Annotated in this window: 15 protein-coding genes and 1 tRNA gene; 12 read left to right on the top strand and 4 right to left on the bottom strand. The window is 37.4% G+C overall.

The window, feature by feature from the left end:
- Positions 1–27 precede the first annotated feature (27 nt).
- A tRNA-Gln gene (locus tag WJN01_RS04535) sits at positions 28–100 on the bottom strand.
- Positions 101–252: 152 nt separating this feature from the next.
- Here WJN01_RS04535 and WJN01_RS04530 point away from each other — a divergent pair.
- Positions 253–3,558, top strand: coding sequence for a protein O-mannosyl-transferase family (locus tag WJN01_RS04530; protein ID WP_445195952.1), 3,306 nt, complete (start codon positions 253–255; stop codon positions 3,556–3,558).
- A 3-nt stretch (positions 3,559–3,561) separates the two neighbouring features.
- Positions 3,562–4,206, top strand: coding sequence for a polysaccharide deacetylase family protein (locus tag WJN01_RS04525; RefSeq protein ID WP_445195951.1), 645 nt, complete (start codon positions 3,562–3,564; stop codon positions 4,204–4,206).
- Between the two features lie 34 nt (positions 4,207–4,240).
- Here the strand turns inward: WJN01_RS04525 and WJN01_RS04520 are convergent, their stop codons facing one another.
- Together WJN01_RS04520 and WJN01_RS04515 are read right to left on the bottom strand one after the other, a co-directional pair.
- A complete protein-coding gene (locus tag WJN01_RS04520; RefSeq protein ID WP_370477167.1) occupies positions 4,241–4,537 on the bottom strand; it encodes a thioredoxin family protein in 297 nt (98 codons plus the stop codon).
- A 54-nt stretch (positions 4,538–4,591) separates the two neighbouring features.
- Complete coding sequence (locus WJN01_RS04515; protein ID WP_445195950.1) at positions 4,592–5,821, bottom strand: metallophosphoesterase; 1,230 nt, start codon at positions 5,819–5,821, stop codon at positions 4,592–4,594.
- 178 nt (positions 5,822–5,999) lie between these two features.
- Here WJN01_RS04515 and polA point away from each other — a divergent pair, with 178 nt between their 5' ends.
- Positions 6,000–8,873, top strand: a complete 2,874-nt coding sequence (gene polA, locus WJN01_RS04510) for a DNA polymerase I (protein ID WP_445195949.1) — start codon at positions 6,000–6,002, stop codon at positions 8,871–8,873.
- Positions 8,874–8,900: 27 nt separating this feature from the next.
- Here the strand turns inward: polA and WJN01_RS04505 are convergent, their stop codons facing one another.
- The gene (locus WJN01_RS04505) at positions 8,901–10,844 is read right to left on the bottom strand and encodes a YgiQ family radical SAM protein (RefSeq protein ID WP_445195948.1); all 1,944 of its coding nucleotides are present in this window, start codon (positions 10,842–10,844) and stop codon (positions 8,901–8,903) included.
- Positions 10,845–11,081: 237 nt separating this feature from the next.
- Between WJN01_RS04505 and WJN01_RS04500 the strand changes: the two genes are divergently transcribed.
- The 9 genes from WJN01_RS04500 (at position 11,082) to WJN01_RS04460 (ending at position 20,611) form a co-directional block, all read left to right on the top strand.
- A complete protein-coding gene (locus tag WJN01_RS04500) occupies positions 11,082–13,064 on the top strand; it encodes a heavy metal translocating P-type ATPase (RefSeq protein ID WP_445195947.1) in 1,983 nt (660 codons plus the stop codon).
- A gap of 279 nt (positions 13,065–13,343) precedes the next feature.
- The gene (locus WJN01_RS04495) at positions 13,344–14,744 is read left to right on the top strand and encodes a Gfo/Idh/MocA family oxidoreductase (protein ID WP_445195946.1); all 1,401 of its coding nucleotides are present in this window, start codon (positions 13,344–13,346) and stop codon (positions 14,742–14,744) included.
- Positions 14,745–14,986: 242 nt separating this feature from the next.
- Positions 14,987–15,442 (top strand): 50S ribosomal protein L13, encoded by a 456-nt coding sequence (gene rplM / locus WJN01_RS04490; RefSeq protein ID WP_445195945.1) that lies wholly within the window; start codon positions 14,987–14,989, stop codon positions 15,440–15,442.
- A complete protein-coding gene (gene rpsI / locus WJN01_RS04485; protein WP_370477174.1) occupies positions 15,442–15,828 on the top strand; it encodes a 30S ribosomal protein S9 in 387 nt (128 codons plus the stop codon). The genes rplM and rpsI overlap by 1 nt, the downstream gene beginning before the upstream one ends.
- A 144-nt stretch (positions 15,829–15,972) precedes the next feature.
- A complete protein-coding gene (rpsB, locus tag WJN01_RS04480; protein ID WP_370477175.1) occupies positions 15,973–16,746 on the top strand; it encodes a 30S ribosomal protein S2 in 774 nt (257 codons plus the stop codon).
- Between the two features lie 86 nt (positions 16,747–16,832).
- Complete coding sequence (tsf, locus tag WJN01_RS04475) at positions 16,833–17,807, top strand: translation elongation factor Ts (protein ID WP_445195944.1); 975 nt, start codon at positions 16,833–16,835, stop codon at positions 17,805–17,807.
- A gap of 152 nt (positions 17,808–17,959) precedes the next feature.
- The gene (gene pyrH / locus WJN01_RS04470; protein WP_445195943.1) at positions 17,960–18,667 is read left to right on the top strand and encodes a UMP kinase; all 708 of its coding nucleotides are present in this window, start codon (positions 17,960–17,962) and stop codon (positions 18,665–18,667) included.
- Positions 18,668–18,721: 54 nt separating this feature from the next.
- A complete protein-coding gene (gene frr / locus WJN01_RS04465; RefSeq protein WP_370477179.1) occupies positions 18,722–19,279 on the top strand; it encodes a ribosome recycling factor in 558 nt (185 codons plus the stop codon).
- 135 nt (positions 19,280–19,414) lie between these two features.
- The gene (locus WJN01_RS04460) at positions 19,415–20,611 is read left to right on the top strand and encodes a DUF5686 family C-terminal domain-containing protein (protein WP_445195942.1); all 1,197 of its coding nucleotides are present in this window, start codon (positions 19,415–19,417) and stop codon (positions 20,609–20,611) included.
- The last annotated feature ends 29 nt before the right edge of the window (positions 20,612–20,640 follow it).

The following is a 20,640-nucleotide window of genomic DNA, read 5'->3' as shown; positions in this document are numbered from 1 at the left end:
TGAAAACAAGGACTTTGAAATTACTCGTTGGCCTACTAGGGCTCGAACCTAGACTCTTCTGGACCAAAACCAGACGTGTTGCCAGTTACACCATAGGCCATTGTGCAATTGAGGGTGCAAATTTAGTACAAAGTTTTATTTGTACAAGCATTTTTATCAAAAAATAATCGTAAAAACTTAACGTTTACTTAAAAACATTTGCGGTTAAGTAATTATTGTTAAATTCGCCAAAGCAAATAAACACAGACATATATGGCACATTTCAATTTTAAAAAATGGAACACGCTCTTGGGTTGGTTCTCTTTTTTAATTGCGCTTATCACATACAGTTTAACAGTTGAACCCACGGTAAGCTTTTGGGATGCCGGCGAATATATTTTAACCTCCTCCAAACTTCAGGTTGGCCACCCTCCGGGGGCGCCTCTTTTTCAAATGTTGGGTGCTTTTTTCTCCATTTTCACCTTTGGAAATAATGAACTTGTTGGTTGGATGATGAACATGATGAGTGCCGTGGCGAGTGCCTTCACCATCCTTTTTATGTTTTGGACCATTACCTTACTCCTTAAGAAAATAGTAGCAGGAAATGGCGATATATCTCAAAGTAAAGCAATGGCCATTTTGGGTAGTGGTTTGGTTGGCAGTTTGGCTTTTACATTCACAGATTCATTTTGGTTCAATGCAGTAGAGACTGAGGTTTACGCCATGGCCACTTTAATTATGTCTGCATTGTTTTGGCTTGGGTTGCGCTGGGAACAGGATATGGACAAACCTCGTGGTAACCGATGGCTTATCTTAATTGCCTTCGTAATTGGGCTTTCATTTGGGGTACATTTTATGGGCTTGCTTACCATTCCTGCCATTGGGCTTATTTATTACTTTAAAAATTACAAAACCGTTACGGTTAAAAACTTCATAATTGCCAATGTAGTTTCCGTTGGCATATTGTTGTTCGTTTTTAAATTATTGGCACCCAATATTCTTAAAATCTTCAGTGCTACCGAAATATTCTTCGTTAACACCATTGGCCTTCCTTTTAATTCAGGTTCCATAATCGCTGGAATAGTATTGGTTGCTTTAATTAATTATGGATTACGATTTACCCGAAAAAAAGGTTATGTACACGTCAATACAGGTATTCTATGTATAACATTTATCATTATTGGGTTTTCTACATGGTTAATGTTGCCCATTCGTGCCAATGCCAATGTAGTGATTAATGAAAATAACCCGTCGAGTGCAAGAGAACTATTGGCCTATTACAATTTGGAACAATATCCGGAAACACACCTGTTTTTTGGACCTCAGTTTACTGATCAATATGCCTATTTAGATGAAAAGAAACCGTACATAGACGACAAACCTAAATATGAAAAAGATGAGAAAAAAGGGGAGTACGTCATTGTAAACGATTATAAAAACGCAAAACAAAATTACAATTCTAAGCACGCATCGATTCTTCCGCGTATGTGGAGCACAGAACATGCCGAAAATTATATGATGTTCTCTGGCTTTTTAGATTTTAAACTGAAGCCTGAGTACCAAATGGAAAACAAACTGCGCGAATCAATTAATAATTTTAGAAAGGATGTTAACAACGGTAATATAGATTATGAAGATTATCACAACTTTCTGAAGCAGTTTAAAGAATATATTGATATTGAAAAACCATCATTGGCCAGCAACATAAAATACTTATTTGAATACCAATTGGGCTATATGTATTGGCGTTATTTTATGTGGAATTTTGCTGGAAGACAAGATGATATTCAAGGAAAATACGACAATCATGGCAATTGGATATCTGGCATAAAACTATTGGACGAATGGCATTTGGGCTATTCGCAAGACAATTTACCAAGTGATGTAAAAAACAACAAAGCAAGAAATACTTACTATCTATTACCTCTAATTCTTGGCCTGCTTGGGTTTTTCTTTTTGTTTAATAAAGACAAAAAAATGTTTTGGGTCATGTTGGTGTTTTTCCTCTTTACTGGGGTTGCCATTCAGGTTTATACCAATGTCCGCCCTTTTGAACCAAGGGAACGCGATTATTCTGTAGTGGGCTCATTTTATGTATTCGCACTTTGGATAGGCTTTGGGGTTTATGGCCTTTATGACACTTTAAAAACTTACATCCCAAAAAAATTGGCAGCTCCACTAATTACTTTGGTTTGCCTTATTTTAGTTCCTGGCATTATGGCCGCTAATAACTGGGACGACCATGATAGGTCGGAAAAATATACGGCAAAATCTATGGCACATATGTATCTCGACTCGTGTGCCCAAAATGCCATTTTGTTTACCATTGGCGACAACGATACGTTTGCGCTTTGGTATGCCCAAGAAATTGAAGGTTACCGCACCGATGTACGTGTTGTGAATACTAGTTTATTCCAAACTGATTGGTATATTGATCAAATGAAGCGTAAGGCTTATGAGAGCGACCCTATACCATCCCAACTTACACACGATTTATATCAATATGGCACCAACGATTATATTGTTATCCAACAAGTAATTCCAGATACATTAACTGTTGAACAGTTTTTGGATTTTGTGGCTAGCGATAACCCAAAAACAAAATACAAGTTCGTTTTACAGCAAAGAGGAATCGATATTTCACAGATACGTTCGCAAGATTTGAATGCCAGCTATCTACCTACTCCGCATTTGCGCATTCCTGTTAATAAGGAAAATGTTTTGGAGTCAGGAATAGTAAAACTAGCCGATGCCGATAAGATAGTACCCTATATTGACATTACGGTTAAAGGTGGTGCTCTCTACAAAAACAGGCTGCTGATGCTAGACGTTATAGCCAACAACGAATGGAAGCGCCCTATTTACTTTACCGGTGGAAGCTTTGGTGATGACGATTATATTTGGATGAAAGATTATCTTCAACTAGATGGGCTTTGCTATAAATTGGTCCCAATAAAAACGCCTGTAGACCGTGCCAACCCTTTTGATATGGGACGTGTAGATAGCGATTTAATGTATGAAAAGGTTAAAAATTGGGATTGGGGCAATAGCGGCAGCCCAGATATTTATCACGACCCAGAAACACGAAAAAACTCTATTACCTATCGTGGTAATTTAGCCCGCTTAATTCAGCAACTTATTAATGAGAATAAGCTAGATAAAGCCGAGGAAATTGCCGATATCGCTATGGAAAACATGCCCGTTGATTATTTTGGTTTTTACACATTACTTGAGCCCTACATCAGCGCATATTATGAAGTAGGAAACAAAGAAAAAGCCAGATCACTTTTTAAAGAAGTAGCCAAAAAATACCAAGAAAACCTAGCATATTATAGCAGCTTAAAAACCGATAGTCAAGAACGTTTATTTGAAGAAATTTATACGGATATTAGCCGTTATAAAGCCCTAGTAGATGTCATAGTGAAACATGATGAAGAATTTGCTGAAATTGAGGGCAAAGTGTTTAATAACTATTTAAGGTCGTTTAAGCATTTTTATGGAGGTGATGAGCCCGTAGAAGAACCTTTTGACCCAGATATACCACAAGACACCAGTTTGCCTATAGATACTGCTGATTAATTTATGGACTTTACACCCATAAAAACACCTTTGGTCGCCAAGAAAATGTTCCCTAACTATATTTGGGATGTTCCTTCAACCGAAAAGGTGATTTATTTGACTTTTGATGATGGCCCAACACCCGAAATAACAAACTGGACCTTAAAAACACTGAAAACGCACAGCGCCAAGGCCACTTTTTTTTGTATTGGAAACAATATTGAAAAACACCCTGATATATTTCTAAATATTCTTGAAGAAGGCCATATAATTGGTAACCACACCTTCAACCATGTAAAAGGGTGGAAAACCAAAACTGAAGACTATCTGGCAGAGGTAGATAATGCACAAAAAATCATAGAATCCCATAAATCATCTACAGTCAATTTATTCCGGCCTCCTTATGGCCAAATAACACCAAAACAAGGCAAAAAACTTATTGAAGTGGGTTATAAGATAATCATGTGGGATGTTCTTTCTTTTGATTGGGATAAAAGTGTTATGCCTGAAACCTGTTTAAACAACGTAATTGACAAAACCGTTAATGGCAGTATTATTGTTTTTCATGACAGCATTAAGGCTTCTAAAAACATGCAATATGCATTGCCCAAAGTATTGGATTATTTTAGCGAAAAAGGATATAGGTTTAAAACCTTAGAAGAAGTTTAACCTAAGATTTCTCCCTATGATTTTAACTCTTTTTTTAAAGATACTCCTTTACAATGCCAATTAATGTATTGGCATCTTGCTCGCCGCTTTGGCGCCATTTCATCTCGCCATCTTTGTAGATAATAAGGGTTGGTAAAGTTTTAACGCGCAGGGCTTCGGCAAGTTCCTGATTTTTTTCAACATCAATTTTAATAACCTTTGCTTTATCTCCTAAAGCGGCAGCTACATCTCTTAAAATTAAATGCATTGCCCCGGTTTGGTCATCCCACTCTGTATAAAAATCTAACAAAACTGGAATTGATACGTCTATTAGCTCCCCAAATTTTGACATACTTTATTGTTTATTAATCATATGCACTTATACAAATATAGCATTTCTTACGAATTATGCATCACTTGTACCCTTTTTAAGCTCTATAACTGTTATTTCAGGCCATATACCAACACGCCCTGGATAACCTAAAAACCCAAAACCACGGTTTACATTAATGTATTGGCCCATTTCTTTATAGACACCTGCCCAATATTTATAACGCCATTTTGCGGGGCTCCATTTAACCCACCCGGGAATTTCAATACCAAACTGCATGCCGTGGGTATGACCGCTTAGCGTTAAATGATAATGGTAATCATCATCTATAACTTTTTGCTGCCAGTGTGTTGGGTCGTGGCTCATTAATATTTTAAAATCGTTCGGGTCTATATTTTCTGATGCCTTTTTCAAATCGCCAGCTTGCTTAAATCCGCCGCTACCCCAATTTTCAACGCCAACAATAGCAATGCGCTGCCCATCCTTTTCAATGAATCTGCTTTCATTTAAAAGCAAGTCGTAACCCATGTCTTTCTGTAATTGTATCAGTTCTTCAAAATTTCGCTTTTTTTCTTCCGAAGATGACCAATCAACGTAATCGCCATAATCGTGATTTCCCAAAATAGAGAAAATACCATCTTTTGCTTTTAACGAACTGAACAAATCCTTCCAAGGCAGCATTTCGGAAGACTTATTGTTTACCATATCTCCTGTAAACAAAATAGCATCCGAGGCTTGTTCATTTATAAGATTAATACCGTATTCAATTTTCTCCCGGTTATCAAAACTACCTGAATGCACATCACTAATTTGCGTGATTTTATATCCATCAAAAGCCTCAGGCAAATCTTCAAAATGAAGTGTATAATTTAAAACCCTAAATTGATACTTACCCCGATACATACCATAAAGTATGGATGAAAACGGAATGGCGGCAAGGCCAAGTGCAATCTGGCTGATAAACTTTCGTCGCGATGGCAAATAAAAGGAATCATTTTTAGCAAGAAATTTGTCATAAAGCCCATAGATTACCCGTCCAATATCTTCTAATAAAAGAAGCGGAATTAATATAAGCCCCAATGAAATAAAGGCCAACAAAAATCCAAAGGCATAACTTTTGGCAGGGGTTAAAACGCGCCCCTCGGTATAAACCGTAAATTGAATGATAAAATTGCCCGCAATGACCAAAGCAATTAAAATAAACAGGTAATGCAACCAAATATTTTTGGTCACCGTTCTAAGGGCCAGAAAGCCATAAAAAGTTATTGCGGCGTAAAACAGTAAAAGTAAAGCCCAGCGTAGCATCGTTCTTTTTTACCCAAAGATAACAGTATTATAAATGAATAACGCATTAAGAGTTTTATTTAACTAATTGTTAAGAATTTAACTGATGTGTTATAAACATCACACAAACCCAAACCATTATAAATTCAATTTTACGCATAACTTTTCGTAGCTTTGGTTTTCTTTCAAAATTAAACCAATGTCAGACCAAAAACGTCTCTTTTTAGTAGATGCCTATGCCCTTATTTTTCGTGGCTATTATGCCTTTATAAAAAATCCAAGAATAAATTCAAAGGGTGAAGACACCTCGGCAATTATGGGGTTTATGAATTCCCTTTTGGATGTTATAAAACGAGAGCGCCCAGACCATTTGGCGGTTTGTTTTGATAAAGGGGGAAGTGCCGACCGTGTTGAAATGTTTGAGGAATATAAGGCCAACAGAGATGAAACGCCTGAAGGAATAAAAACCGCAGTGCCATACATCCATGAAATTTTAAAAGCCATGCACATTCCCATCATAGAAAAAAGTGGTTATGAGGCTGATGACATTATTGGAACACTATCCCGTCAAGCGGAAAAAGAAGGCTACAAAACCTTTATGGTAACACCCGACAAGGATTTTGCGCAATTGGTAACCGACAATATTTTTATGTATCGCCCAAAATCGTTTGGTGGTGGCTACGAAACCTGGGGCATCCCCGAGGTTAAGAAAAAATTTGAGGTTGAAACTCCAGATCAAGTCATTGATTTTTTAGGGATGATGGGTGATTCCAGCGACAACATTCCAGGGTTACCAGGTGTTGGCGAAAAAACAGCAAAAAAGTTTATTAAGGAGTTTGGCAGCATGGAAGGGCTTTTAGCAAATACCGATAAGCTAAAGGGCAAAATGAAAGAGAAGGTTGAAGAAAATGCTGAATTGGGAAGACTATCCAAAAAATTGGCAAAAATCATGCTTGATGTGCCTGTAGAATTTCACGCAGAAGATTTTGAACTTAACCATCCAGACATTGAAAAAGTAAAGGAAATTTTTCAGAATCTAGAATTCAGACGACTAACTGAAAATTTTATAAAAACATTTTCTGACGGGGAAGAAACTTCAGTAGAATTGGGAAGCAATTCAAATCAAAATACTGGTTCTAGTGCAATGGAAAAGCCCCAAACGCCAAAAGAAAAAGCATCGGCCGGGACCGGGCAATTCTCTTTATTTGGTGCCGATGGCGATGCTGAAGATAACATTGCTACCACAACATCTTACACCAGAAAAACAGCCGAAACCACCTCACATTTTTACCAAAGTGTGGCAACAGGTATGGCCACGAAATTGTTCATTAAAAACTTAATGAGCCAAAATTCGGTTTGCTTTGACACCGAAACTACGGGCATTAACCCCATAACGGCAGAGTTGGTTGGCATTGCATTTTCATGGGAAGCTAATAAAGGTTTCTATTTACCTTTTCCTGAAAATAGAGACGAAGCCCAAACGTTAATTGAAGAGCTTCATCCGTTTTTTGAAAACGAAAACATTCAAAAAATTGGGCAAAACTTAAAGTACGACATTAAGGTTTTGGCCAAATACAACGTACAGGTAAAAGGCAAGTTATTTGACACCATGTTGGCACATTATTTAATCAATCCTGATATGCGCCATAACATGGATGTGCTATCAGAAACCTATCTCAATTACTCGCCCATTTCGATTGAAGAATTAATCGGGAAAAAAGGTAAAAACCAACTTTCCATGCGTGATGTACCTTTAGAAAAGCAAACGGAATATGCTGTTGAAGATGCCGACATTACACTTCAACTTAAAGAGCATTTTCAAAACGAATTGGGCGAGGCCAACACCCAAAAACTTTTTGATGACATTGAAATCCCTTTGCTTCGAGTTTTGGCAGCTATGGAATTGGAAGGCATTAATTTGGATAAGGACTTTTTAAACTCTTTGTCAGAACAGCTTGAAAACGATATTGCCACCCTAGAGAAAAGTATTTATGAAGCTGCTGGTGAAGAATTCAATATTGCTTCGCCTAAACAATTGGGCGAAATTTTGTTTGACAAAATGAAACTGGTAGACAAGCCCAAAAAGACCAAAACAGGACAGTACGCTACTTCGGAAGATATTTTAAGCTATTTGGCTAAAGACCACAAAATTATCCAACAGATATTGGAGTTTAGAGGTTTGTCAAAACTAAAAAGCACTTACGTTGATGCACTACCACAACAGATTGAACCATCTACTGGCAGAGTACACACAGATTATATGCAAACTGTTGCTGCCACAGGACGTTTGAGCAGTAACAACCCCAATTTACAGAACATTCCCATTCGTACCGAACGCGGCCGACAGGTAAGAAAAGCGTTTATCCCTAGAAATGAAGATTACATTTTATTAGCTGCCGATTACAGCCAAATAGAACTTCGCATCATTGCCGCACTGAGCAAAGAAGAAACCATGATTGAAGCTTTTAAACACGGTGAGGATATTCATGCTTCAACGGCCTCAAAAGTATTCAATGTTCCTATTGAAGAAGTTACTCGCGAACAAAGAAGCAACGCAAAAACGGTAAACTTTGGTATTATTTACGGTGTTTCAGCTTTCGGATTGAGCAACCAAACCGATTTATCTAGAAGTGAAGCCAAAGAGTTAATTGACACCTATTACACCACCTACCCCAAATTAAAAAACTTTATAAGTGAGCAAGTGGATTTTGCGCGAGACCATGGTTATGTACAAACCGTTTTAGGTAGAAGGCGTTATTTAAAAGACATCAATTCCAGAAATGCTGTGGTGCGTGGCGCAGCAGAGCGTAATGCCGTAAATGCACCGATACAAGGTAGTGCGGCCGACATCATTAAAATTGCCATGATTAACATTTTTAGAAAGCTTGAAGCAGGCCATTACAAAACCAAAATGCTTTTGCAAGTACATGACGAATTGGTGTTTGATGTGTACAAACCAGAATTGGAAACCATCAAAACACTGGTGAAAACAGAAATGGAAAATGCTTATAAATTAGATGTGCCGTTGGATGTTGATTTAGGAGTTGGTAACAATTGGCTGGAGGCGCATTAAAAACTTTCTCATTGAAAAAGATTAAAATCACTTTCTCTTCTTTCGATATTTTATCTTATTCTTCCTTTGATTAAAAGGAACTGCATCATTGAATGTGTGCTTGGGTTTGCCCGGTTTGTTTTTACGCCATTTTTCAGTTTTTTCAGGCAACAGAACTTTAAGTAAATCTTGCCTCCCCAGTTTGTTTAAGGTGTTTTTAATCCAAGCTTTGTTTTCATCCTTATACCAAAAGAAAAATCGGTGTTGTTCGTCCTTTTCCTTTTTGGTTTTTGGTGTTTTAACTTCCTGCAAAGTATAAGGGTGATAACCACTGTAATAAATTACCGTTGCCACAGTCATGGGCGTTGGCGTAAACCCTTGAACTTGCTCCAATTGAAAGCCCATATCTTTGGTCTCGGCTGCAAGATTGGCCATATCTTCCGCTTCACATGCCGGGTGATTGGATATAAAATATGGGATAAGTTGTAGATTGAGCTTGTGCTTAATATTGATTTTATCAAACCGATCTTTAAACTTATGGAAATAACTAAACGAAGGTTTTCGCATGAGTTTCAAAACAGGGTCGCTGGTATGTTCTGGAGCCACTTTCAACCGTCCAGAAACGTGTTTGGTCATGACTTCCTCGGTATAATCATCCAATTCTTTTGCATCCGCATTTTTATTGAATTCTGGCACCAACATATCATGGCGTATACCACTTCCGATGAACGACTTTTTAACTTTTGGATGGCTGTCAACAGCTTTATACAGTTCCGTTAACGGTTTATGGGATGTATCTAAATTACTGCAAATAACTGGTGAAATACAACTTGGCGCCACACACTTATCACAAACAGATTGTATTTTACCTTTCATTTTATACATGTTCGCACTGGGGCCTCCAATATCAGATAAATAACCCTTAAAATCTGGCATATTGGCAACCTTATCCACCTCTTTCAAAATGGATTCTTGACTTCGTGACGCAATAAATTTTCCTTGGTGTGCCGAAATGGTACAGAAACTACAGCCCCCAAAACACCCTCGATGGATGTTGATGGAAAACTTAATCATTTCAAAAGCTGGAATCGGCCCACGCTTATCGTACTTGGGGTGAGGCAAGCGGGTGTAAGGCAAATCAAAAGAAGCATCAATTTCTTCCTCGGTCATGGTTGGATATGGCGGATTTATCATCAGCATCTTATCCCCTACTTTCTGAAAAATACGTCGCGCATGCAACTTATTAGACTCTTGCTCAATGATTTTAAAATTAGAGGCGTAGGCCTTTTTATCTTTTAAGCAGACTTCGTGTGAGGCTATTTCAACATCTTCCCAATTTTTATTTTTTGGAATATCCGAGTCATTATTAATAAGCAATGCGGTTTGATTGACCGTGTTTATACTCTCAAAAGGCACCCCTTTTTCCAGTAATCGAACAACCTCTCGCAATGGCTGTTCGCCCATTCCATACACCAACATATCGGCCTTTGATGTCTCTAAAATAGTGGGCATCAACTTATCACTCCAATAATCGTAATGGGTTACACGACGCAAGGAAGCTTCAATACCACCAATCAAAACAGGAACATCGGGCCATTTTTCCTTTAAAATATTACTGTAAACTGTAGTAGCGTAATCTGGTCTAAAGCCAATATCTCCATTCGGCGTGTATGCATCCTTATCACGACGTTTTTTATTGGCGTTGTAGTTACTCACCATAGGGTCCATACAGCCACCGGTTACACCAAAAAACAATTTAGGCTTGCCAAGCTTTACAAAATCCTGAAGGTTGTCATTTACATTGGGCTGCGGAACGATTGCCACCCGCAAGCCAAAACTTTCAAGTAAACGCCCAATAACCGCAGGGCCAAACGTGGGGTGGTCTACATAGGCATCTCCACTGAACAGGATAACATCTAGATATTCCCATCCGCGAATTTTAACCTCTTTGTTTGTGGTAGGTAGCCAATCTGAAAGTTGTAATTCTTGCATAGTTTGCAAAAATACTTAAAAATTAATCGGTTAGTGTTAAATATACTATCAATTACAAATAAAAACAATACGTTTTGACAGCCTTTTCAATGGTTAAATAGAATGTTTCTTAATCAAAAAAAGCCTATTTTTATTGTGCTGAAAATGTTGACTTTCTCCAAAAAATTAAGAATTAACATGAAACGATTCGGAAAAAATTAGTCATGACCTTACAGCTTTTTTAACCCCAAAATTGTAATGAACAAACATTCCAACATAGTAGTTGATTGGTTTGGTGAAAATACAGAACTTTACTTTGCAATAGCCAGTGGAAGCTTTTGGCTATCAGGTATTATTTTTTCATTTCTTTTAAATACCCCTGAAATCGTCCCAACCACATTATTTATCATTGGTGGTATTTTCGGTGCCTATTTTACATTGATTACTGCTGGTAAAGATATCCTAAAAGGGAAAGTTCAAATAGATTTTTTAATGCTGTTTGCCGCATTTGGTGCTGCCATACTAGGAAAATGGGGCGAAGGCACTTTGCTACTTTTTTTGTTTAGTTTAGGACATGCTTTAGAACACTATACCATGAATCGAGCAAGAAAGTCTATTGCTGCACTTTCCAATTTAACACCACCCATGGCACTCGTTAAAAGAAATGGCACTGTTGAAGAGGTTTCTATTGAACAATTAAAAGTTGGTGACATCATCATCATAAAACCTAACTCTAAAATTGCAGCCGATGGTGTAGTAAATAAAGGTAAAAGCACTGTTAATCAAGCGCCCATAACAGGGGAAAGCATGCCTGTAGAAAAATATCCGTCTAATAATTGGGAAAACGAAACCAATGTTTCAAAATTGACCGCCGAAAATCGTGTGTTTGCAGGAACCATTAATGGAGCCGGAGCTTTAGAAGTAAAAGTTTTAAAGGAATCTAAAGACAGTACGCTAGCAAGATTAATCAATTTAGTCAAAGAAGCAGAAACCCAAAAATCGCCAACTCAGCACCTTACCGATAAATTTGAAAAAAATTACGTGCCTATTGTATTGGCAGTAGTATTTTTTCTATGCTTTGCTTTTTTAGTTATTGATGAAACTTTTAAACAAAGTTTTTATCGGGCCATGTCTGTTTTAATAGCGGCATCGCCTTGCGCACTGGCAATTTCTACACCTAGCGCCGTTTTGGCGGGTATTGCTAGAGGTGCCAAACAAGGGGTTTTAATAAAAGGGGGGCGCCCACTAGAAGACTTAGCAAGCATACGTGCCATAGCATTTGATAAAACAGGGACACTTACCAGAGGCAAGCCAATACTCACCCATGCCATTCCTTTTGGCAAAAACACCAAAGAGGAATTATTAATAACTGCAATAGCTGTTGAAAAATTAAGTGACCACCCTTTAGCAGCATCCATTGTTGAAGGTGGTGAAAAAGAATTAGGCAAGAACCTAACGATTCCACCCGCAGAACACTTAACATCATTGACCGCTCGTGGCATTAGAGCTCAATGGAATGGAAGCACTGTGCATATTGGTAATCGAAGGCTTTTTGAAGAATTAACACAAAAAGATGTTCCCGTAGAAATCAACGAAAGGATGCAAGAACTAGAATCTCGAGGCCATACTACAATGATTATTCATAAAAACAATAATTATTTAGGAATAATCTCAGTAATGGATGTTGCCCGCACTGAAGCTGCTTCAACTCTCCAGACTCTGAAAAAAATGGGCATAAAAAAGATGGTTATGCTCACAGGAGACCATCAAAAAGTAGCCGATGTCATCGCTGAAAAAATCGGCATTACTGACCCAATGGGCAGTTTGCTTCCCGAGGAAAAAGTTGACGCCATAGAACATTTAAAATCCGAAGTGGGCAATGTTGCCATGGTTGGCGATGGTGTTAACGATGCGCCTGCCATGGTAAAAAGTAGCGTTGGCATTGCCATGGGAGCTGCAGGCTCTGATGTTGCCCTAGAAACCGCCGATATTGCATTATTGGCGGACAAACTGGACAATTTACCCTTCGCTATTGGTTTAGGCAGATGCGCTAAACGTATAATAAAGCAAAACCTAATTATTAGCCTTGGTATGGTAGTTCTTCTAGTTCCATTAACTATTATTGGGGCTATATCCCTGGGACCCGCTGTTGTGGGTCATGAAGGGTCAACAATATTAGTTGTTTTAAACGCCCTAAGGCTCCTGAAATTTAATCCGCCAAAAACAGAAGGACAAACTTAGGGTGAATCACACAGGCATCTCCGATAAACAGGATTAAAATGATAGATTACCATCCGTACACTATAACCTCTCTGATAATGGCAGGAAATCCATCTTAAAAGTTTTAAATTTGGTATAGCGCTAAAAAACACAAAAAAAGAAGCTCTTATTGATACTTGTTAACTTAATTCTAATGGTTTAGAAATGCTTCAATTCAATATAATATCAACAAGATTTTAAAATATTAATGAATTTCAATTATATTTAGTGAACCTAAACAAACTATAAAGCCATTAAATTATGAAAACATCCAGACGAAAGTTCTTAACTTCAATCAGCCTTCTTGCAGCAGGAATAGCCATGCCAATATCTGCGTTTAGTTTCAGTTCAAATAAAGAAAAACTAAAAATAGTATTGGTGGGTACGGGCATTAGGGGCACCGGTTTTTGGGGGAAAAGATTGGTAGATGAGTTTTCAGATATTCTGGAATTTGTAGGGCTTTGCGATATTAATCCAGGCCGGTTAAAATATGCCAAATCGTACATGGGCGTTAGTTGCCCAACCTTTGTTGATTTTGAAAAAATGATTTTAGAAACCAAACCTGATTTGGTTATCGTGACTACTAAAGACTCTACGCATCACGAATTTGTTATTAAAGGACTGGATATGGGTTGCGATGTGTTAACTGAAAAACCATTAACAACAGATGAGACTAAATGCCAAGCCATACTTGATGCAGAAAGAAGATCAAACAAAAATTTAATTGTTGGCTTTAATTACCGATGGAGCCCATACAACACGAAAATAAAAGAATTACTAAGAAGTAATTCTATTGGAAAAATAACATCTGTAGATTTTCATTGGTACTTAAACACTTATCACGGTGCGTCCTATTTTAGAAGATGGCATGGACAACGGGAATCAGGCGGCACGCTATGGGTACATAAAGCAACGCATCATTTCGATTTATTGAATTGGTGGATTGATTCAGACCCAAGTGAGGTCTTTGCCTATGGCGACTTGGAGCATTATGGAGAAAATGGCCCGTTTAGAGGTGACAACTGCCGAACCTGTACTCACAAAAACGACTGCGATTATTATTGGGACATCACAAAAAATGAGCATCTAACAAAGCTTTACGCTGATAACGAGAAATATGATGGGTACATTAGGGACAATTGTTTATTCCGAAAAGAAATCAACATATATGATAAAATGTCGGCTCAGGTTAAATACAAAAACAACGTAGTGTTAAATTATTCGCTTACCACTTACTCTCCTTTTGAAGGTTGGAGAGTAGCCTTTAATGGCACCGAGGGAAGAATTGAAGCATGGCTTGACATTCCTTACCAAAAAAATGAAACGGTAAACCAAGCAGAAATGCACGCCAAAGAGATGAATCAAAAATTAGAAGAGGAAGCAAAATTCGAACCTATTATAGTGCATAAACTTTGGAAAGATTATGACGTTGAAAACGTAGCTTTTGAACGAGGCGGCCATGGTGGAGGAGACAAACGTTTACACGACAAAATATTTAAAACTCCCAACGAAGCAGATGAATATGATAGAGCTGCCGGAGTAAGGGATGGTGCCATGTCAGTATTAATAGGCATTGCGGCACGAAAAAGCATAGAATCTGGAGAACCCATAAAAATTGCGGAATTAACCGATTTGGAACCTCGAGCCAAAAGAATTCAATAATATTTAAAATCTTATTTAGATGAACAGAAAAACCGATTAACATCGGTTTTTTTTATCCCAAAAAATTCACCCGAATTATAATTAGATTAAGACCCTTCAAAACCTTTTAAAAACAAGCTATTTTCAATATTAAAAATAGGCTTTAAAAAACCCTATATAGTATTTGGTAATCAAATATATAATCGTAAATTTGCAAACTCTTTTTGAGAGAGGAATGTTTAATAATTAAAAAATTAATTAGTGTGGACACATTAAGCTACAAAACGATTTCAGCAAACAAAGCTACTGTAAACAAGGAGTGGGTTTTGGTTGATGCTGAAGGTCAGGCGCTTGGTCGTTTAGCTTCAAAGGTTGCGAAACTTTTAAGAGGCAAGCACAAGCCAAACTTCACACCTCATGTTGATTGTGGCGATAACGTAATTGTTATCAATGCAGAAAAAATCAGTTTATCTGGTAACAAATGGAACGACAAAACGTACATTCGTCACACTGGATATCCAGGAGGTCAAAGAAGTTTAACTGCTACCGAATTGTTTGGTAAAGACCCTGCAAGAGTAGTAGAAAAATCAGTTAAAGGAATGCTGCCTAAAAACAAATTAGGTGCAGATTTATTCCGTAATCTAACAGTTGTTGTTGGTTCAGAACATGCTCATGCAGCACAGAAACCAAAAGCAATCAATTTAAACGAATTTAATTAATGGAAGTAATTCACAAAATCGGCCGTAGAAAGACGGCTGTTGCTCGTGCTTATGTTGCCCAAGGAAACGGTAACATTACGATTAACAAAAAGGACTTGGCTAATTACTTTACTACAGCTACATTACAGTACAAAGTAAAGCAACCATTGGCCATGACTAACAATGAAAGCAACTTTGATATTACAGTAAATGTATATGGAGGTGGTATTACTGGTCAGGCAGAAGCTGTTCGTTTGGCAATTTCTCGTGCTTTGTGCGAGGCAGATGCTGAAAACAGAGGTATCCTTAAACCAGAAGGCTTATTAACAAGAGACCCAAGAATGGTGGAACGTAAAAAATTCGGTCAGAAGAAAGCTCGTAAGAAATTCCAGTTCTCTAAACGTTAATATCAAAACAAATTATTTAACACAGTTATTGTTGTACCTAGCCTTAAAAAGCAGGTTTAGTTTAGCATCTAAATGGTTAAGGCAAATTTTAAAAAATGACCACTTAATCATTGCTAATTCAACAGAACGTAAACTATTACAAACATGGCAGTAGAAGTAAAAGAATTACTTGAAGCAGGTGTACACTTCGGACACCTTACACGTAAGTGGGACCCAAACATGGCTCCTTACGTATATATGGAGCGTAACGGCATCCATATCATTAACCTATATAAAACAGCGGCTAAAATTGAAGAGGCCGGAGCAGCTCTTGCTAAAATTGCAGCTTCAGGTCGTAAAGTTTTATTCGTTGCAACAAAAAAACAAGCAAAAGATATTGTTGCTGAAAAAGCTGGTGAAATTAACATGCCTTACATCACAGAAAGATGGCCAGGTGGTATGTTAACCAACTTCGTAACTATTAGAAAAGCCGTTAAAAAAATGGCTTCAATCGATAGAATGAAGAAAGACGGTACTTTCAACACCTTATCTAAAAAAGAGCGTTTACAAGTTGACCGATTAAGAGCTAAGTTAGAGAAAAACTTAGGGTCTATTAGCGACATGACTCGTTTACCAGGTGCGTTATTTGTTGTAGATATTAAGCGTGAGCACATCGCGATTAAGGAAGCTCAAAAATTAAACATTCCTATTTTTGCAATGGTTGACACCAACTCAGACCCACGTCAAGTTGATTATGTTATCCCTGCAAATGATGACGCTTCTAAATCAATCGATAAAATTTTATCTCACGTTGCATCTGCTATAGCATCAGGTTTAGCTGAACGTAAAGCAGAAAAAGATGCTGTAGACGTTGAAGATGACGCTCCAAAAGCTAAAAAAGCAAAAGCTAAAGTAGCTGTTGCTGACGAAGAAGAATAAATAACATTAACGAAACATGATAAAGTCGTTTGATTCTTTTCTTTAGTTGAAATAAATTAAACGACTTTTTTAAATTTAAAAATACTATGAGTACTACAGTAAAAATTACAGCAGCTGAAGTAAACAAATTAAGACAAGCCACCGGAGCCGGTATGATGGACTGCAAAAAAGCACTTGTTGAGGCTGAAGGTGATTTTGACAAAGCAATCGCCGTATTGCGTAAAAAAGGACAAAAAGTAGCAGAAAAAAGAGCCGACAGAGAATCTTCTGAAGGTGCTGCTGTTGCTAAAATAAATGCAGATGAAACTGCAGGCGTTGCCATTGTTTTAGGTTGTGAAACTGATTTTGTTGGTAAAAATGAAAACTTTTTGGCATTGGCCAACGATTTGGCTGAGCTTGCTTTAAATTATGACTCAAAAGAAGCGTTTTTAGCTGCCGATTTCGGCGGAATGTCTGTTGCTGATAAATTAGTTGAGCAAACAGGTGTTATTGGTGAAAAACTAGACATCACTGCTTTTGAAAAATTGGAAGCTCCTTATGTTGGTCAATACGTTCACATTAACAAAATTGCTGCTTTAGTAGGTTTAACTGCTAAGGTTGACAATGCTGATGTTTTGGTAAAAGACGTTGCTATGCAAGTAGCTTCAATGGGTGCAACCACTTTGTCTTACAAAGATTTTGACCCTACATTCGTTGCATCAGAAACTGAAGCTAGAATTGCTGTAATAGAAAAAGATAACGAAGAATTGGCGCGTTTGGGTAAAACACTTAAAAACGTTCCTAAATATATTTCTATGGCCCAATTAACTCCTGAAGTTTTAGCGGAAGCTGAAGAAGCTGCAAAAGCAGAATTAAAAGCTGAAGGTAAACCAGAGCAAATCTGGGATAGAATTTTACCAGGAAAAATGGAACGTTTTATTTCTGACAACACAACTTTAGACCAAGAAAAATGTTTATTGGATCAAAAGTTTATCAAAGACGAAAAGAAAACTGTTGCAGAATATGTTTCTTCTTATGGTAACGTAGAAATCTCCGGTTTTAAACGCGCTACAGTAGGTTAATCCGTATTTCAATTCGCAAATGCGAATCTCTTATAAATCAAAACCACTATTCTTGATGGAATAGTGGTTTTTTTATGCCAAAATTCCAACTTTTTAAAAATTCGTATCACAAAAAAAATGTGTAGTTTTGCACAACTTCATTAAATAAAAGAATGAAATACAAAAGAATACTCCTCAAATTATCTGGCGAAGCCTTAATGGGAAAACGCCAATACGGTATTGACCCTGAACGCTTAGCCGAATATGCTGAAGACATAAAAACCATTACGGATAAAGGTATAGAAGTCGCTATTGTAATAGGTGGCGGAAACATTTTTAGAGGTGTTGCCGGAGCCAGTAAAGGCATGGACCGCGTACAAGGAGATTATATGGGCATGTTGGCCACCGTAATAAACGGACTGGCTTTACAAGGTGCTCTAGAAGATATAGACATTCCAACTCGACTGCAAACCGCAATAAAAATTAATGAGGTAGCAGAGCCTTTTATAAGAAGAAAAGCCATGAGACACTTAGAAAAAGGACGTGTTGTTATTTTTGGTGGTGGCACGGGAAATCCTTATTTTACAACAGATTCGGCTGCGGTTTTACGTGCTATTGAAATACAAGCTGATGTTATTTTAAAGGGAACACGTGTTGACGGCATTTATAACGCAGATCCTGAAAAAGATAAAAAAGCTATAAAATTCAATACACTTTCCTTCGATGATGTATTGAGAAAAGGTTTGAAAGTGATGGATACCACAGCTTTCACCTTAAGTCAGGAAAATAATTTGCCCATTATTGTTTTTGATATGAACAAAAAAGGAAACCTGCTTAAAGTAGTTTCTGGTGAAAACATCGGAACCGTTGTTAATGTTTAACATTTGGCGCAATTTTTGAAAAAGGATACCTAGTTTGACCTAAAAGTTTTTGCAATGAACGAAGACATACAATTTATATTAGATACTGCAAAAGAGGCCATGGAAAATGCCATTGCCCATTTAAAAAAGGAATTTGTTAATATCAGGGCTGGTAAAGCAAGCCCGGCAATGCTGGGAAGTGTAATGGTAGAGTATTATGGAGCTCAAACCCCTTTAAACCAAGTTGCCAATGTTAATACTCCAGATGGCCGAACAATTACCGTTCAACCATGGGAAAAAAGCATGCTTCAAGAAATTGAACGTAGCATATCATATGCCAATCTCGGGTTTAACCCCATGAATAACGGCGAAACCATAATTATTAATGTGCCACCGTTAACAGAAGAACGCAGACGTACATTGGCAAAACAAGCCAAAGCCGAAGCAGAAGATGCCAAAGTTAGTATACGGTCAGCCAGAAAAGATGCCAATAACGACATTAAAAAAACAGAGGATGTTTCCGAGGATGTTAAAGGCAACGCCGAAATTGACATACAAGAAATGACAGATTCCTACGTTAAAAAGATTGATGAACTCTTTGAACATAAGGAAAAAGAAATCATGACAGTTTAAAGAAGGGCGACAAATTAGTCGCTCTTTTTGTAAAAACACAGCATTTAATTGGGGCAGACTTTGAAACGTTTTACTCTTTTCCTTTTTATTCTTTTTTCTGTTTCTTTGGCACAATCCCAATCTTTTCAAAGGGAAGTGAAAAAACCTGAACAGGATTCTGTTAAAAAAAGTGAGTTTTTAAAAAGTATTGGCAACGGCTATTTCCCCACAAAATATTTTAATGCAGATTTAAGATATTTAATCAAATACAATCAGTATGAAGGTATTAGAACGGGATTGGGCGGTGTTACCAATGAGGCTTTTTCGAAAAAATACAGACTAAACACTTACGTGGTTTACGGTTTTAGAGACCATCGTTTTAAATATAGCTTTGGTGGTGGTTTTCGCCTATCGGAAAAAACAAATAGCTGGCTAAATCTATCTTATACGGACGATTTGCAGGAAACAGGCAGCACCAAATTTTTAACGGACGGAAGATTTTTTCAGTTTTTTGAACCGAGATTGATCAATATCGACCTTTTTCATAGGCACATTACAAAAGCGTTATCCTTCGAGCATGAATTTAACCCTAAAATGATAGCTGAAACGGAGTTTTCAATTAGCAATATTGATCCTACATACAGTTACAGCTACATCTTGAACAATGAGGTAATATCTTCATTTGATTTGAGCATTGCTAAAGTAGCTTTTCAATGGAGCCCATTTAATAAAGTTGACTCGTCTAAAAAAAGTAATAAAAAAATAAATGAGGGCTATCCTAGATTCACTCTTCAGTATACCAAAAGTTTTAATGATGTTTTTGGAAGCAATTTCACCTTTTCAAAATTCGATTTCAAGACCATTTACAAAATTGGAAATGAAGATGATGCGTTTTCAGAAATTACTCTGGTTTCAGGAATTGCAAACGGCAACACTCCTTTAACACATTTGTATCATGCCTACCCCAACAACATTACAAAAGAAACCATACTGCAACGCTTCTCTGTTGCCGGATTGAACAGTTTTGAGACCATGTATTTCAATGAGTTCTTTTCAGATAAGTTTGCCACGCTACAGTTAAAACATTTTTTGAAACCAATTAATATTTCACCTCGCTTTAAACCCCAACTTGTGTTAATTACGCGATATGCCATTGGTGACATTAAAAATTCTGAGCGGCACCAAAACGTAACCTTCAATTCCCTAAAAAAAGGGTATACGGAATCTGGCTTTGAACTCAACAAGCTTCTATTCGGTTTTGGCTTGAGCTTTACCTATCGTTACGGCGCTTATCACTTACCCCAAATTGACGATAATGTAGCATTTAAGTTTACATTTAACGTCTCATTATGAGGTATTATACTCCTTTTTTCTACCTTTGC

This window comes from Tamlana sedimenti (assembly GCF_038148895.1).
In the GTDB taxonomy this organism is placed as follows: domain Bacteria; phylum Bacteroidota; class Bacteroidia; order Flavobacteriales; family Flavobacteriaceae; genus Tamlana.
Note: the sequence above shows the minus strand (reverse complement) of the source record. Positions and strands in the feature narration are given on the sequence as shown.

Coding starts and splice junctions, on each gene's coding strand:
- WJN01_RS04530 (WP_445195952.1), top strand. CDS start 253: ATGGCACATTTCAATTTTAAAAAATGGAACACGCTCTTGGGTTGGTTC.
- WJN01_RS04525 (WP_445195951.1), top strand. CDS start 3,562: ATGGACTTTACACCCATAAAAACACCTTTGGTCGCCAAGAAAATGTTC.
- WJN01_RS04520 (WP_370477167.1), bottom strand. CDS start 4,537: ATGTCAAAATTTGGGGAGCTAATAGACGTATCAATTCCAGTTTTGTTA.
- WJN01_RS04515 (WP_445195950.1), bottom strand. CDS start 5,821: ATGCTACGCTGGGCTTTACTTTTACTGTTTTACGCCGCAATAACTTTT.
- polA (WP_445195949.1), top strand. CDS start 6,000: ATGTCAGACCAAAAACGTCTCTTTTTAGTAGATGCCTATGCCCTTATT.
- WJN01_RS04505 (WP_445195948.1), bottom strand. CDS start 10,844: ATGCAAGAATTACAACTTTCAGATTGGCTACCTACCACAAACAAAGAG.
- WJN01_RS04500 (WP_445195947.1), top strand. CDS start 11,082: ATGAACAAACATTCCAACATAGTAGTTGATTGGTTTGGTGAAAATACA.
- WJN01_RS04495 (WP_445195946.1), top strand. CDS start 13,344: ATGAAAACATCCAGACGAAAGTTCTTAACTTCAATCAGCCTTCTTGCA.
- rpsI (WP_370477174.1), top strand. CDS start 15,442: ATGGAAGTAATTCACAAAATCGGCCGTAGAAAGACGGCTGTTGCTCGT.
- rpsB (WP_370477175.1), top strand. CDS start 15,973: ATGGCAGTAGAAGTAAAAGAATTACTTGAAGCAGGTGTACACTTCGGA.
- tsf (WP_445195944.1), top strand. CDS start 16,833: ATGAGTACTACAGTAAAAATTACAGCAGCTGAAGTAAACAAATTAAGA.
- pyrH (WP_445195943.1), top strand. CDS start 17,960: ATGAAATACAAAAGAATACTCCTCAAATTATCTGGCGAAGCCTTAATG.
- frr (WP_370477179.1), top strand. CDS start 18,722: ATGAACGAAGACATACAATTTATATTAGATACTGCAAAAGAGGCCATG.